Here is a 13,915-nt window from a genome sequence, read left to right as displayed (position 1 = left end):
CCTCGATGGCCGCCGCACCAGCGCCGCCCTCGGCGCCACCGAAACCGACCTGGATGCCTGGCGCGAAGGAAGATCCTCCTTTCCCCTGGCTCCGCCCGACCATCCGCATACGGCTCACGCTGCTCTACGGCGGCATGTTCCTCATCGCGGGCATCCTGCTGCTGTCGATCATCTATCTGCTCGCGGCACAGGCCCTGAACGTGGGCAGCGAGCTGCCGTTCAAGGTCGTCGAAGGCCGGGTGTCCAGCAGTATGTGCAACATCCCGAACGGCACCACGCTGCCCGCCAGCGAGCTGAACAGCGCGCTGAGCGACTGCGTCAACCAGCAGCGCCAGCACGCCCTCGACACCCTGCTGAGCCGGTCCCTGATGGCCCTGCTCGGCCTCGCCATCATCGCGTTCGCCTTCGGGTACGCGATGGCGGGCCGCGTCCTGTCCCCGCTCGGCCGCATCACCCGCACCGCGCGCCGCGTGGCCGGTACGGACCTGTCGCGCCGCATCGAGCTGGACGGTCCGGACGACGAGCTCAAGGAGCTGTCGGACACCTTCGACGAGATGCTCGACCGCCTGGAGCGGGCGTTCACGGCGCAGCAGCGCTTCGTGGGCAACGCGTCGCACGAGCTGCGCACCCCCCTCGCCATCAACCGCACGCTCCTCGAGGTTCACCTCTCCGACCCGGGCGCCCCTGTGGAGCTGCAGCAGCTCGGCAAGACGCTGCTCGCCACGAACGAGCGCAGTGAGCAGCTGGTGGAGGGCCTGCTGCTGCTCGCCCGCAGCGACAACCAGATCGTCGAGCGCAAGCCGGTGGACCTGGCGGAGGTGGCTTCCCAGGCGCTCGACCAGGCCAGGTCCGAGGCGGACGAGAAGGGCGTGGAGATCCGCGGCGAACGCAAGGAAGCGGTCGTCCAGGGCAACGGCGTCCTGTTGGAGCGCATCGCGCTGAACCTCGTACAGAACGCGATTCGCTACAACGTGCGAGAGGACGGCTGGGTCGAGGTGCACACCGAGGCGCAGCACGGCCAGGCCGTCCTGGTGGTGGCCAACACGGGCCCGGTGGTTCCGGGGTACGAGATCGACAACCTTTTTGAGCCGTTCCGGCGGCTGCGCACCGAGCGCACCGGCAGCGACAAGGGGGTGGGTCTCGGTCTGTCCATCGCCAGGTCGGTGGCGCGCGCCCACGGTGGCCGGATCACTGCCGTGCCCCGAGAGGGGGGCGGGCTCGTGATGCGCGTCACCTTGCCGATCTAGACCGGTTCAACGTGCGCGGCGGGGGCGGATCTGACATGCTTCCGCCGACGCGCTGGAGGTGTTCGCTTTTAGCGGAATTTTCGGGACCTGCGCCCGGGAAGACCGTGTGTGATCGATCACATGGGCGAATTTCCCATCATCTACTCTCCGTGATCGCAAAAGCCGCATGAAAGCCGGGAAAATCCGGGTTTTCGGACAGCTTGATCACGGGAAGTACACGGGGTGGCGCCCGTGCAGTGCGGCAAACGGACCGTGTACGGTCCCGTTCGCCACCTAAGCCGATCACTCAAGAGGGGTCCGGTTGGGTGTCGATTGAGTAACAGACCTTGATGTGAGGCAAAATCTCCGCCTCAGGTCGGGCACAAGTCCGGCCTCTCATGCGTTACGGCGCTTGAGACACCGCAGACACCCAGAGGGGGAGAGCGCGACATGGCAACGGATTACGACACCCCACGCAAGACCGATGACGACCTCAACGAGGACAGCATCGAAGAGCTGAAGTCACGGAGGAACGACAAGTCCGCGTCGAACGTGGACGTGGACGAGTTCGAGGCGGCCGAGGGCCTGGAACTTCCGGGCGCCGACCTCTCGAACGAGGAGCTGGCCGTTCGTGTCCTGCCCAAGCAGCAGGACGAGTTCACCTGCATGAGCTGCTTCCTGGTGCACCACCGCAGCCAGCTCGCGCGGGAGAAGAACGGCCAGCCGATCTGCCGAGACTGCGACTGAGGTGGGGTCGGGCATGAGTGGCTCGACCCCGCCCTGGAAGCGCCGCATCCGGAGCAAGCACAGAGATGCGGCAGAAGGCCTGCCAGAGGCCGTGCGTGACGACGACGGGCGGGGCTCTTCGACCAGTGAAGATGCCTCGCTCGGAGCGGCGTACGAGCGCGAAGTGGCGGGCGACCTGACGGCGGCCGGCGTCGTGGATCTGCACGACGCCGACGCGGTCGAGGCGACGGGCACCAAGGCACAGCAGAACAGACGCCGGGTGGCCGCTGTCAAGGACGGTGTCCGCAAGAGCGGCAGCGTCGCGAGAACGGGGCTGGTCAAGGGCGGCAGCGCCGCCAGAGCCGGTATCGGCTACCTCGCCGACCGGATCATCGAGATTGCGCCGCGGGTGCCCGTACGGGACCTCGCGGCCCTGCGCAAACAGTTCCCGGGCCTGGGGCCCGAGCAGATCGCGGACAAGCTGGTCGCCGGTGCGGCGGCCGCCTCGTCCACGATGGGCGCCGGAGTCGGTGCGGCCGCGATGCTGCCGGTACCGCCCGCGATGCCGACCGAGCTGGCCGCGGAGATCACGGGCGTCGCGGCGATCGAGCTGAAGCTCGTCGCCGAGCTGCACGAGGTCTACGGACTGCGGCCCGCCGGGAGCCTGACGAATCGCACCAGCGCCTATCTGACCTCGTGGTCGGAGGAGCGCGGGATCGACGTGTCGAAGCCGTCGACGGTGAACATCGCGCTCGGCGGCCAGATGAAGCGCGAGCTGCGCCAGCAGATCATGAAGCGGATGGTGCGCAACCTCCCGACCCTGATGCCGTTCCTGGTCGGGGCGGCGGTCGGCGCGGTCATGAACCGCAGGGAGACCAAGAAGCTGGCCGAGCGGGTGCGCAAGGACCTCAGGCGGCTCCAGGTGCCGTGGGACGCGCTGCCGGAACTGCCGCCGCTGGACGCGCCCGACGACGTCCTGGAGATCGAGGGCTGAGTCAGGCTCCCAGAGCCTTTGCCAAAGCTTCAGGTTCGCGCGTCGACAGGTAGACGTAGGGCGTCGGATCCGTCGGGTCCGTGATCTCCGCGCGGACCGCCGTAGGGACGTAGCTGCGCAGGAGCATGAAGGCGCGCGGGTCCGCCTTGTACGAGCGCCAGGCGCGCGCCTCCTCCGCGTCCAGGATCTCCACGGCGCCCAGGGCCGACAGCGGGATCTTCGCGTCGCCCGCGACCAGTGAGCCGGCCACGACGCGGATCCGGATCGACCCGTACTGGCTGGTGATCACGGCGGCGACGAGCAGGCCGCCGACGAACCCGCTGAGCAGCGGGATCGTGCCGAAGGGCAGCAGGGTGAGGCCGCAGGCGACTCCCACCAGGAAGGTGATGAGCCACCACGAACGCGGTGCGGTGAGGCGTTCTTCGTACGGCGTCGTAGAGAGCTCCATGGAGCCAAGCTTGGCACGATGCATGGCGGCACAGGACGCGCGGGTAAGGTCTGCGCCTGTGAGTGGTACTTCAGCAGCTCTGACGCCCCCGGCCGACGCCATAGTGCCGGTGCGGCACCCCGACGCTCCCGCCCCCGGAGAGCTTCTCGGCGCGCACTACGGACACTGTTTCGGCTGCGGCGGCGAGCAGCCGCACGGGCTGCACCTGGCGGCGCGGGCCGGCGACGGCGTACGCGTCACCGCCGAGTTCACCGTGCGGGCCGCCCACCAGGGTGCGCCCGGCCTGGCCCACGGCGGCGTCCTCGCCACCGCGCTCGACGAGACGCTCGGTTCGCTGAACTGGCTGCTGCGCGTCATCGCCGTGACCGGGCGGCTCGAGACGGACTTCGTGCGGCCGGTGCCCGTGGACACCGTGCTGCATCTGTCCGCCGAGGTCACCGCCGTCGCCGGGCGCAAGATCTACTCGACCGCCACCGGCCGGATCGGCGGCCCCGACGGGCCCCTCGCCGTCCGGGCCGACGCCCTCTTCATCGAGGTCAAGGTCGACCACTTCATCGACAACGGCCGTCCGCAGGAGATCCAGGCGGCCATGAGCGACCCGGACCAGAGCCGGCGCGCCCGTGCCTTCGAGGTGAACCCGTGAACCAGCCGTTGGACGTGCTCATCCGGCGCGTCGACCCCGACGTACCGCTGCCCGCGTACGCGCACCCGGGCGACGCGGGCGCCGATCTGCGCACGACCGAGCCGTGCGAACTCGAACCCGGCGAGCGGGTCGTGCTGCCCACCGGGGTGTCTGTCGCACTCCCCGAGGGGTACGCGGCCTTCGTGCACCCGCGATCCGGTCTCGCAGCGCGCTGCGGTGTCGCCCTGGTGAATGCCCCAGGGACGGTGGATGCCGGGTACCGTGGGGAGATCAAGGTGATCGTGGTGAATCTCGACCCGCGCGAGAGTGTGCGGTTCGAGCGTTTCGACCGGATTGCCCAACTGGTCGTCCAGCAGGTCGAGAAGGTGCGCTTCCACGAAGTGGCGCTGCTTCCCGACTCGGTGCGGGCCGAGGGGGGCTTCGGGTCCACCGGCGGGCACGCCGCTGTGGGCACGGACGGTCAAAAGGGTGGGAATCGATACGCGTCGGTCGTATCCGACCGGGAAGGACAGTGACGTGTTCGGACGTCGCAAGAAGAACAGCTCCGCTGAAGACGCAGTGGATGCGGCGGGCGAGGCCGAGCAGGTCGACGGTGTCGACAGTGCCGACGGTGCCGACACGGACGCCGCGGGGGAGTCGCAGCGCGTGCGGCTCGAGCCCGAGCCGCGTCCCGACGGCCCCTGGGACTCCACCGAGGTCCGCGAGCCCGGTGAGGGCCGCGTAGACCTGGGTGGACTTTTCGTCCCCGGTGTCGAGGGCATGGAGCTGCGCGTGGAGGTCGCGGGTGACGCGATCGTCGCGGCGACCGTCGTCCTCCAGGACAGCGCGGTCCAGCTGCAGGCCTTCGCCGCCCCCAAGAAGGAGGGCATCTGGGGCGAGGTCCGCGAGGAGATCGCCTCGGGCATCACTCAGCAGGGTGGTGTGATCGACGAGGTCGAGGGTTCGCTCGGCTGGGAGCTGCGGGCCCAGGTGCCGGTGCAGCTGCCGGACGGCACGGGCGGGTTCCAGGTCGTGCGGTTCATCGGCGTGGACGGCCCGCGCTGGTTCCTGCGCGGTGTGATCTCGGGTCAGGGCGCGGTGCAGCCGCAGGCGGCCGGCCTGCTCGAACAGATCTTCAAGGACACGGTCGTCGTCCGCGGGGAGGGCCCGATGGCCCCGCGCGACCCGATCGTGCTCAAGCTCCCCGACGACGCGCAGATGGTCGCCGAGGGTGCCGTTCAGGACTCCGCGGAGGGCTCGCGCTTCTCCGGCGGCATGGGGCAGCTGGCCCGTGGCCCGGAGATCACCGAGGTTCGCTGACACAGTCGGCTCAGCAGTACGTGGCCGGGGCCGCGCATCCCACAGGGATGCGCGGCCCCGGCCTTTGTCGTGCGTACTCGTCCCCCTCCCGCCTGCTGTTCTTTCCGCTGCCAACTGCCGTTCTTTTCTCAGTACTTGACGGAAGCCTGGTCCGTACCTAGGGTCACCGGCCAGCGCCACGGTTCACATCGGCGCCCAGCGTTCACATACAGGAACGTCACATACGAGAACGGATGGCCCCCACCATGCAGGCTCGTCACAGGAGATCGCGTACCGCCCTGCTTGCCACCCTCACCGCCGCCACGGCTCTGGTCGCCGGCATCGTCGCCTGGCCCGGCGCCGAGCGCGCCGACGCGGCGCCCGCCACGTTCGCCCACCCCGGAGTCACCGTCTCCAAGGGGCAGTTGGACTTCGCCAAGACCAAGGTCGACGCCGGAGCGCAGCCCTGGAAGGGCGCCTTCGACCAGATGATCGCGAGCAAGTACGCCGATCTGAACCGGACGCCCAAGCCCCGCGCCACCGTCGAGTGCGGCTCGTACTCGAACCCCAACTACGGCTGTACGGACGAGCGCGAGGACGCGATAGCCGCCTACACCGACGCGCTCGCCTGGTACTTCACACGCGACGAGCGGTACGCGAAGAAGTCCATTGCCCTCATGGACGCCTGGTCCGGCACGATCAAGGACCACACCAACAGCAACGCGCCGCTGCAGACCGGCTGGGCCGGCTCCTCCTGGCCCAAGGCCGCCGAGATCATCAAGTACACGTACACCGGCGGCTGGGCGAACGAGAGCCGCTTCAGGACCATGCTGCGCGACGTGTACCTGCCCAAGGTCATCAACGGCTCCAACTCCAACGGGAACTGGGAGCTGTCGATGATGGAGGCGGCCGTCGGCATCTCCGTCTTCCTGGAGGACAAGACGTCCTACGACAAGGCGATGGCGACGTTCCGCACGCGCACGGCGGCCTACGTCTACCTGGCATCGGACGGCGCGCTCCCCAAGACCGTGCCGAGCCAGAACCTGGATACCAAGCAGAAGATCGTCAACTATTGGCAAGGTCAGTCAACCTTCACGACGGGGTTGACCCAGGAGACCTGCCGCGACTTCACGCACACCGGCTACGGCATCTCCGCCATCTCGCACATCGCCGAGACCAGCCGCATCCAGGGCCAGGACCTCTACGGCACGGACGTCGGCGAGCGCCTGCGGCAGGCGCTCGGCTTCCAGTCCAAGTACGAGCTCGGTGAGGCGCCGCCCGGCTCGCTGTGCGGCGGCAGCGTCAACCGCGGGCTCGGCCCGGTCACCGAGGTCGGCTACAACGCCCTGCACACCCGCCTCGGCACGGCCATGACCAACACCCAGAAGCTGACCGAGCAGCAGCGCCCGGCGGGCTCCAACAACCTGTTCGTCGCCTGGGAGACCCTCACCCACGCCGAGAACCCGAGCTAGCCCGGCTTCTCCACGACCGGTCTCGACCATTGCCCGGCCGGGCGCCACGTGACCATACTGGCGCCCGGCCGGGAACGTATGTACGGGGGAGCACGGAACATGAGCGAGAGCACCGAGACGGGGACCGCCGTCCTGGACCGGGACGGCAGCGGGCCGATGGTCGCCGTGCGGGACCTGCACCGCTCGTACGGGACCGGCGCCGCCGCCGTGCACGCCCTGCGCGGCGTCTCCTTCGAGGTGCCACGCGGCGAACTCGTCGCCCTCAAGGGACGCTCGGGGTCCGGCAAGACGACCCTGCTCAACCTGGTGGGCGGCCTCGACGAGCCGGACCGGGGACAGATCACGGTCGACGGGCTCGACCTCGCCGAACTCGGCGAGAACGGACTCCTGGAACTGCGCCGGGACCGCGTCGGCTTCATCTTCCAGTCCTTCGGGCTCATCCCGATCCTCACCGCCGCCGAGAACGTCGGCGTACCGATGCGGCTGCGCAAGGCACAGGTGCGCGAGCGCGAGGAGCGCGTCGCACTGCTGCTCGCCCTCGTCGGCCTCGAAGGGCACGCCAAGCAGCGGCCAGGCGAGCTCTCCGGCGGTCAGCAGCAGCGCGTCGCCATCGCCCGCGCCCTCGCCAACAAGCCCGCCCTGCTCATCGCCGACGAACCGACCGGGCAGCTCGACGCGGAGACCGGTCTCGCCGTGATGGAACTGCTGCGCGCCGTCGTGCGCAGCGAGCGCGTCACCGCGCTCGTGGCCACGCACGACCCGGCGCTGCTCGACCTCGCCGACCGGGTCCTGGAGCTGAGCGACGGCGAGATCGTGCGGCAGCCCTGAGCGACTCGCCGCGCATCAGGGTTCTGTCAAAGACACCCGCCCACCAGGCCTCCGTCCCCTTTGCCGGACTTCCTGACCGTAAAGTCAAGGCCATGGGACGCGGCAAGCTCCGGATCTACCTCGGTTCCGCACCGGGCGTCGGCAAGACGTACGCGATGCTCTCCGAGGCGCACCGCCGCATCGAGCGCGGCACCGACTGCGTGGTCGCTTTCGTCGAGCACCACAAGCGGCAGCGGACCGAGGTCATGCTGCACGGCCTGGAGCATGTCCCGCGCAAGGAGATCGAGTACCGCGGCGCCCTCTTCCAGGAGATGGACGTCGACGCGGTCCTGACCCGCGCTCCGGCCGTCGCCCTCGTCGACGAACTGGCGCACACGAACGTGCCGGGCTCGCGCCATGCCAAGCGCTGGCAGGACGTCGAGGAACTCCTCGCCGCGGGCATCGACGTCGTGTCCACCGTCAACATCCAGCATCTGGAGTCGCTGGGCGACGTGGTCGAGGCGATCACCGGGGTCCGCCAGCGCGAGACGGTCCCCGACGAGGTCGTACGCCGCGCGGACCAGATCGAACTGGTCGACATGTCGCCCCAGGCGCTGCGCCGCCGCATGGCCCACGGCAACATCTACAAGCCGGACAAGGTCGACGCCGCCCTCTCCAACTACTTCCGCCCCGGAAACCTCACCGCCCTGCGCGAGCTGGCCCTCCTGTGGGTCGCCGACCGGGCCGACGAGTACCTCCAGCAGTACCGGGGCGAGCACAACATCCGCTCCACCTGGCAGGCCCGGGAACGCATCGTCGTCGGCCTCACCGGCGGACCTGAAGGCCGTACGTTGATCAGGCGCGCGGCGCGGCTCGCCGAGAAGGGCGCCGGCGGCGAGGTGCTGGCCGTCTACATCGCCCGCAGCGACGGACTGACCGCGGCCTCGCCCAAGGAACTGGCCGTCCAGCGCACCCTGGTCGAGGACCTCGGCGGCACGTTCCACCATGTGATCGGCGACGACGTCCCCTCGGCGCTCCTGGAGTTCGCCCGCGGCGTCAACGCCACGCAGATCGTCCTCGGCTCCTCGCGCCGCAAGACCTGGCAGTACATCTTCGGGCCCGGCGTCGGCGCGACCGTCGCCCGCGAGTCAGGGCCCGACCTCGACGTGCACATCGTCACGCACGAAGAGGCGGCCAAGGGGCGCGGCCTGCCCGTCGCGCGCGGCGCCCGGCTCGGCCGCACCCGGATCCTGGGCGGCTGGCTCGTCGGCGTCGGCGGCCCGGCGCTGCTCGCACTCCTCCTCACCCACGTCGACTCCGACCTCGGCCTCGCCAACGACATGCTGTTGTTCCTGTCGCTGACCGTGGCCGCGGCGCTGGTCGGCGGCCTCCTTCCGGCGCTCGCCGCGGCGGCGTTCGGCTCGCTGCTCCTGAACTACTTCTTCACGCCGCCGCTGCACCTGTTCACGGTCGCCGACCCGAAGAACATCGTCGCCATCGTGATCTTCGTCAGCGTCGCCGTCTCGGTCGCCTCGGTCGTGGACCAGGCTGCCCGGCGCACCCACCAGGCCGCTCGGCTGCGTGCCGAGTCCGAGATCCTGTCCTTCCTCGCGGGCAGCGTGCTGCGCGGGGACACCAGCCTGGAAGCGCTGCTCGAACGCGTACGGGAGACGTTCGCGATGGAGTCCGTGGCGCTCCTGGAGCGGGAGGGCGACACCGCGCCGTGGACCTGTGCGGGCAGCGTCGGGCCGCACCCCGACGGCCGGCCCGAGGACGCCGACGTCGATGTGCCCGTCGGCGACCACATGGCGCTGGCCCTGTCCGGGCGCGTCCTGCCCGCGGAGGACCGGCGCGTGCTGGCCGCCTTCGCCGCGCAGGCCGCCGTCGTCGTGGACCGGCGACGGCTCCAGTCCGAGGCCGAGCAGGCCCGCACCCTCGCCGAGGGCAACCGCATCCGCACCGCCCTGCTCGCCGCGGTCAGCCACGACCTGCGCACCCCGCTGGCCGGCATCAAGGCCGCCGTCTCCTCCCTGCGCTCCGAGGACGTCGACTGGTCGCCCGAGGACCAGGCCGAGCTGCTCGCCGGGATCGAGGCGGGCTCCGACCGGCTCGACCACCTCGTCGGGAACCTGCTCGACATGTCCCGCCTCCAGACCGGCACCGTCGCCCCGCTCATCCGGGAGATCGACCTCGACGAGGTGGTGCCGATGGCGCTGGTCGGCGTACCGGACCCGGACCTCAGCGTCGACCTCGACATCCCCGAGTCGCTGCCGATGGTGACCGTCGACAAGGGCCTGCTGGAGCGGGCCGTCGCGAACATCGTCGAGAACGCCGTCAAGTACAGCCCGCCCGACGAACCCGTCCTGGTCTCCGCCAGCACGCTCGGCGAACGGGTCGAGCTGCGCGTCGTAGACCGCGGCCCCGGCGTGCCGGACGAGGCCAAGGAGCGCATCTTCGCCCCGTTCCAGCGGTACGGGGACGCTCCGCGGGGCGCGGGCGTGGGGCTCGGCCTCGCCGTGGCGCGCGGCTTCGTCGAGGCGATGGGCGGCACGCTCGGCGCGGAGGACACTCCGGGGGGCGGGCTCACGATGGTGCTCACCCTGCGGGCGGCCGCGCCCGTGCCCGAGGCGCAGGACCAGCCGTTGACCCGTACGACGCCATCGCCCGAGACCGCATCTCCCGATACAACGACATCAGCAGCATCAGACGACACCGCAGTACCGCAGAGAGGCAGGCACGCATGACCCGGGTGCTCGTGGTCGACGACGAGCCGCAGATCGTTCGCGCCCTCGTCATCAACCTGAAAGCGCGCAAGTACGAGGTGGACGCCGCGGTCGACGGAGCCGACGCGCTGCGGCTCGCCGCCGCCCGCCACCCCGACGTGGTCGTCCTCGATCTGGGCCTGCCCGACATGGACGGCGTCGAGGTGATCAAGGGACTGCGCGGCTGGACCCGCGTGCCGATCCTGGTGCTCTCCGCCCGGCACTCCTCGGACGAGAAGGTGGAGGCGCTCGACGCGGGCGCCGACGACTACGTGACGAAGCCGTTCGGCATGGACGAGCTGCTCGCGCGGCTGCGGGCGGCCGTGCGGCGGGCCGAGCCCACCGGGGGCGGCGAGGACGAGGGGATCGTCGAGACCGACGACTTCACCGTCGACATGGCCGCGAAGAAGGTCCACAGGGGCGGACGCGACGTGCGGCTCACGCCCACCGAATGGCACCTGCTGGAGGTGCTGGTGCGTAACACGGGGCGCCTGGTCAGCCAGAAGCAGCTGCTGCAGGAGGTGTGGGGTCCGTCGTACGGCACGGAGACCAACTATTTGCGCGTGTACATGGCGCAACTGCGCCGGAAGCTGGAGACCGATCCGTCGCATCCGCGGCACTTCGTCACCGAGCCGGGGATGGGTTACCGGTTCGAGAAGTAGGGCGCGGGAAGTAAGGCCCCGAAAGTGGGGTACACCAGCGAGTACGACCGCGTCACCCGCCGCGGGTACGCTTCAAGTATGAGTGCTGTTCCTCGTTCCGACAGGGCGTCCGAGAAGCCGGCGGGCCGGTTCCGGCGCATGCTCGACCGACTGTCCACCTCCCAGGAGGACCTGGAGTCGGAGGAGCTGCGCGAGGACTCGGAGACCACGGGCTGTACACGCATCGGGGATTGCCAGGACCGACAGATCGTCACGGTTACTGGTACGTTGCGCACGGTAACCCTGCGACCACGCGCCGGAGTTCCGGCCCTGGAGGCGGAGTTGTTCGACGGCTCGGCCGCCCTGGACGTGGTGTGGCTCGGCCGTCGCTCGATCCTCGGGATCGAACCCGGCCGTAAGCTGATCGCCTCCGGGCGGATCTCGATGAGCCGGGGCCGTAGGGTGCTCTTCAACCCGAAGTACGAACTCAGACCGCTCGGACGGGAGTAGCCGGTGACGTCCCTCGACAAGCCGACCGACCGCGAACCCGGAGTCGACCAAGACGCCGCCGCTTCGAAGGCGGTGACCGAGGCCGCGCTCTTCGAGGCCTTCGGCGGCCTGCGGGGCATGGTGGAGACCGTCGTGCCCGGTCTCCTCTTCGTGACCATCTTCACGATCAACAAGGACCTGCACATGTCGGCCATCGCGGCCCTCGCGGTGTCCCTGGTCCTGGTCGTGGTGCGGCTGGTCATGAAGGACACCGTCAAGCACGCCTTCAGCGGCGTCTTCGGTGTCGCGTTCGGCGTCGTCTTCGCGATGATGACCGGCAACGCCAAGGACTTCTATCTGCCCGGCATGCTCTACACGTTGGGGCTCGCGCTCGCGTACATCGTGACCACGCTGTGCGGGGTTCCGTTGATCGGGCTCATCCTCGGGCCGGTGTTCAAGGAGAACCTGTCGTGGCGGACGCGTAATCCCGGCCGCAAGAAGGCCTATGCGAAGGCGAGTTGGGCCTGGGGGCTCATTCTCCTCGCGAAGTGCGCGGTGCTGTTCCCGCTGTACTGGTGGGGTGACACGACGCAGTTCGGCTGGGTGCTCATCGCGCTGAAGATCCCGCCGTTCCTGCTGGCGGTGTGGCTGACGTGGGTGTTCCTGGCGAAGGCGCCCGCGCCTATCGATGTGTTTGCCGAGATGGAGGCCGCGGAGGCCGCCGAGAAGGCGCAGGCCTCCGGCGGTGAGGCCGGTGCGGGTGCGCGGCATCGTCGGGAGGACTGAGGTCCGCTCGCGGGTGCACGTCCGGTGTGGCCGGGCGCGCAGTTCCCCGCGCCCCTAAAGGCAAGAGGCGGCCCCCGCAAGCAAAAGCTTGCGGGGGCCGCCTCTTGCCTTTTACGCGTCTTCGCGGCGGACCGACAGGAGGTCCTCCAGCTGTTCCTCCCTGGCCTGGGCCGCGACGAACAGGAGCTCGTCGCCCGCCTCCAGGGAGTCCTCCTGGCTGGGGGCCAGGACGCGGGTGCCGCGGATGATCGTGACCAGGGACGTGTCCTGCGGCCACTGGACGTCGCCCACGCGGGTGCCGGCCAGGGCCGACTCCGGCGGGAGCGTCAGCTCGACCAGGTTCGCGTCGCCGTGGCTGAAGCGGAGCAGGCGGACCAGGTCGCCCACGCTCACCGCCTCCTCGACCAGCGCCGACATGAGGCGCGGGGTCGAGACGGCGACGTCGACGCCCCACGACTCGTTGAAGAGCCATTCGTTCTTGGGGTTGTTGACGCGGGCGACGACCCGCGGGACCCCGTACTCGGTCTTCGCGAGGAGGGAGACGACGAGGTTGACCTTGTCGTCCCCGGTGGCCGCGATGACCACGTTGCAGCGCTGCAGCGCCGCCTCGTCCAGGGACGTGATCTCACAGGCGTCGGCGAGCAGCCACTCCGCCTGCGGGACGCGCTCGACCGAGATGGCCGTCGGCGCCTTGTCGACGAGGAGGACCTCGTGACCGTTCTCCAGGAGCTCGCCCGCGATCGAGCGGCCGACCGCTCCGGCTCCGGCAATGGCGACCCTCATCACTGACCGCCTTCCTCGGGGCCTTCGGCGAACGCCGCCTCGACCTTCTCGACCTCGTCCGTGCGCATCATCACGTGCACGAGATCGCCTTCCTGCAGCACCGTCTGCGACGTCGGCAGGATCGCCTCGCCGAGCCGGGTGAGGAACGCCACGCGCACCCCCGTCTCCTCCTGGAGACGGCTGATCTTCTGGCCCACCCAGGACTCCGACGCGTGCACCTCGGCGAGCTGGACGCCGCCGGTCGGGTCACGCCACAGCGGCTCCGCGCCGGACGGCAGCAGCCGGCGCAGCATCTGGTCGGCGGTCCAGCGGACCGTGGCGACCGTCGGGATGCCCAGGCGCTGGTAGACCTCGGCGCGGCGGGGGTCGTAGATGCGCGCCGCGACGTTCTCGATACCGAACATCTCGCGGGCCACGCGGGCGGCGATGATGTTCGAGTTGTCACCGCTGGAGACGGCGGCGAAGGCGCCCGCCTCCTCGATGCCGGCCTCGCGCAGGGTGTCCTGGTCGAAGCCCACCCCGGTGACGCGACGGCCGCCGAACCCGGAGCCCAGGCGGCGGAAGGCCGTCGGGTCCTGATCGACCACGGCGACCGTGTGGCCCTGCTGTTCCAGGGTCTGGGCGAGTTGGGACCCTACTCGGCCACAGCCCATGATCACGATATGCACGGACTACCCCGCACTCCTCATAGGCCCACTGACCTGCGTAAACGTCCTGCTCATGGCTCTCTCTCGCGGCTCGGTCCAGCGGGTGCGGCTCGATCTCGGGCACGATGCGGAATTGTTCCGGCTCGCGCTCGGGCACGATGCGGGATTGTTCCGGCTCGCGCTCGGGACCACCGTATCGGCAATGCGCTCGAA

At 69.8% G+C, this 13,915-nt stretch carries 15 protein-coding genes; 12 read left to right on the top strand and 3 right to left on the bottom strand.

Annotation, left to right across the window (positions count from 1 at the left end; genetic code table 11):
* Nucleotides 1–5 precede the first annotated feature (5 nt).
* The 3 genes from ACIREE_RS20805 to ACIREE_RS20795 all read left to right on the top strand — a co-directional run bounded on the left by ACIREE_RS20805 (nucleotide 6) and on the right by ACIREE_RS20795 (nucleotide 2,946).
* Nucleotides 6–1,247 (top strand): sensor histidine kinase, encoded by a 1,242-nt coding sequence (locus ACIREE_RS20805; protein WP_404153950.1) that lies wholly within the window; start codon nucleotides 6–8, stop codon nucleotides 1,245–1,247.
* A gap of 429 nt (nucleotides 1,248–1,676) precedes the next feature.
* Nucleotides 1,677–1,973 carry a DUF4193 domain-containing protein gene (locus ACIREE_RS20800; RefSeq protein ID WP_018535993.1) on the top strand — a complete coding sequence of 99 codons (297 nt, stop codon included), beginning with the start codon at nucleotides 1,677–1,679 and terminating at the stop codon, nucleotides 1,971–1,973.
* A 13-nt stretch (nucleotides 1,974–1,986) separates the two neighbouring features.
* Nucleotides 1,987–2,946, top strand: a complete 960-nt coding sequence (locus ACIREE_RS20795; protein ID WP_404153947.1) for a hypothetical protein — start codon at nucleotides 1,987–1,989, stop codon at nucleotides 2,944–2,946.
* Between the two features lies 1 nt (nucleotide 2,947).
* On the opposite strand, the gene ACIREE_RS20790 is transcribed toward ACIREE_RS20795, so the two are convergent.
* Nucleotides 2,948–3,394 (bottom strand): DUF3093 domain-containing protein, encoded by a 447-nt coding sequence (locus ACIREE_RS20790; RefSeq protein WP_404153944.1) that lies wholly within the window; start codon nucleotides 3,392–3,394, stop codon nucleotides 2,948–2,950.
* A 58-nt stretch (nucleotides 3,395–3,452) separates the two neighbouring features.
* Between ACIREE_RS20790 and ACIREE_RS20785 the strand changes: the two genes are divergently transcribed.
* The 9 genes from ACIREE_RS20785 to ACIREE_RS20745 all read left to right on the top strand — a co-directional run bounded on the left by ACIREE_RS20785 (nucleotide 3,453) and on the right by ACIREE_RS20745 (nucleotide 12,272).
* Nucleotides 3,453–4,037 carry a PaaI family thioesterase gene (locus tag ACIREE_RS20785; protein WP_404153941.1) on the top strand — a complete coding sequence of 195 codons (585 nt, stop codon included), beginning with the start codon at nucleotides 3,453–3,455 and terminating at the stop codon, nucleotides 4,035–4,037.
* Complete coding sequence (dut, locus tag ACIREE_RS20780; protein WP_404153938.1) at nucleotides 4,034–4,552, top strand: dUTP diphosphatase; 519 nt, start codon at nucleotides 4,034–4,036, stop codon at nucleotides 4,550–4,552. Before ACIREE_RS20785 ends, dut begins: the two co-directional genes overlap by 4 nt.
* A 1-nt stretch (nucleotide 4,553) precedes the next feature.
* Nucleotides 4,554–5,336: a DUF3710 domain-containing protein gene (locus ACIREE_RS20775; protein ID WP_404153935.1), complete on the top strand. Its 783-nt coding sequence runs from the start codon at nucleotides 4,554–4,556 to the stop codon at nucleotides 5,334–5,336.
* A 245-nt stretch (nucleotides 5,337–5,581) separates the two neighbouring features.
* On the top strand, nucleotides 5,582–6,787 hold the full coding sequence (locus ACIREE_RS20770) for an alginate lyase family protein (protein ID WP_404153932.1): 1,206 nt from the start codon (nucleotides 5,582–5,584) through the stop codon (nucleotides 6,785–6,787).
* Nucleotides 6,788–6,886: 99 nt separating this feature from the next.
* Complete coding sequence (locus ACIREE_RS20765; RefSeq protein ID WP_404153929.1) at nucleotides 6,887–7,615, top strand: ABC transporter ATP-binding protein; 729 nt, start codon at nucleotides 6,887–6,889, stop codon at nucleotides 7,613–7,615.
* A gap of 92 nt (nucleotides 7,616–7,707) precedes the next feature.
* Nucleotides 7,708–10,338: a DUF4118 domain-containing protein gene (locus ACIREE_RS20760; protein ID WP_404153927.1), complete on the top strand. Its 2,631-nt coding sequence runs from the start codon at nucleotides 7,708–7,710 to the stop codon at nucleotides 10,336–10,338.
* A complete protein-coding gene (locus tag ACIREE_RS20755) occupies nucleotides 10,335–11,018 on the top strand; it encodes a response regulator (protein ID WP_404153924.1) in 684 nt (227 codons plus the stop codon). The genes ACIREE_RS20760 and ACIREE_RS20755 overlap by 4 nt, the downstream gene beginning before the upstream one ends.
* A 78-nt stretch (nucleotides 11,019–11,096) precedes the next feature.
* Nucleotides 11,097–11,507 carry an OB-fold nucleic acid binding domain-containing protein gene (locus ACIREE_RS20750; protein WP_255970494.1) on the top strand — a complete coding sequence of 137 codons (411 nt, stop codon included), beginning with the start codon at nucleotides 11,097–11,099 and terminating at the stop codon, nucleotides 11,505–11,507.
* 3 nt (nucleotides 11,508–11,510) lie between these two features.
* On the top strand, nucleotides 11,511–12,272 hold the full coding sequence (locus ACIREE_RS20745) for a DUF3159 domain-containing protein (RefSeq protein WP_404153921.1): 762 nt from the start codon (nucleotides 11,511–11,513) through the stop codon (nucleotides 12,270–12,272).
* A 111-nt stretch (nucleotides 12,273–12,383) separates the two neighbouring features.
* Here the strand turns inward: ACIREE_RS20745 and ACIREE_RS20740 are convergent, their stop codons facing one another.
* Nucleotides 12,384–13,055, bottom strand: coding sequence for a TrkA family potassium uptake protein (locus tag ACIREE_RS20740; protein WP_164558793.1), 672 nt, complete (start codon nucleotides 13,053–13,055; stop codon nucleotides 12,384–12,386).
* The gene (locus tag ACIREE_RS20735) at nucleotides 13,055–13,723 is read right to left on the bottom strand and encodes a potassium channel family protein (protein ID WP_404153918.1); all 669 of its coding nucleotides are present in this window, start codon (nucleotides 13,721–13,723) and stop codon (nucleotides 13,055–13,057) included. The genes ACIREE_RS20740 and ACIREE_RS20735 overlap by 1 nt, the downstream gene beginning before the upstream one ends.
* Between the last annotated feature and the right edge of the window lie 192 nt (nucleotides 13,724–13,915).

It is taken from the genome of Streptomyces sp. NPDC102467, assembly GCF_044765445.1.
GTDB lineage: Bacteria > Actinomycetota > Actinomycetes > Streptomycetales > Streptomycetaceae > Streptomyces.
This window is presented reverse-complemented; position numbering and strand designations above follow the sequence as displayed.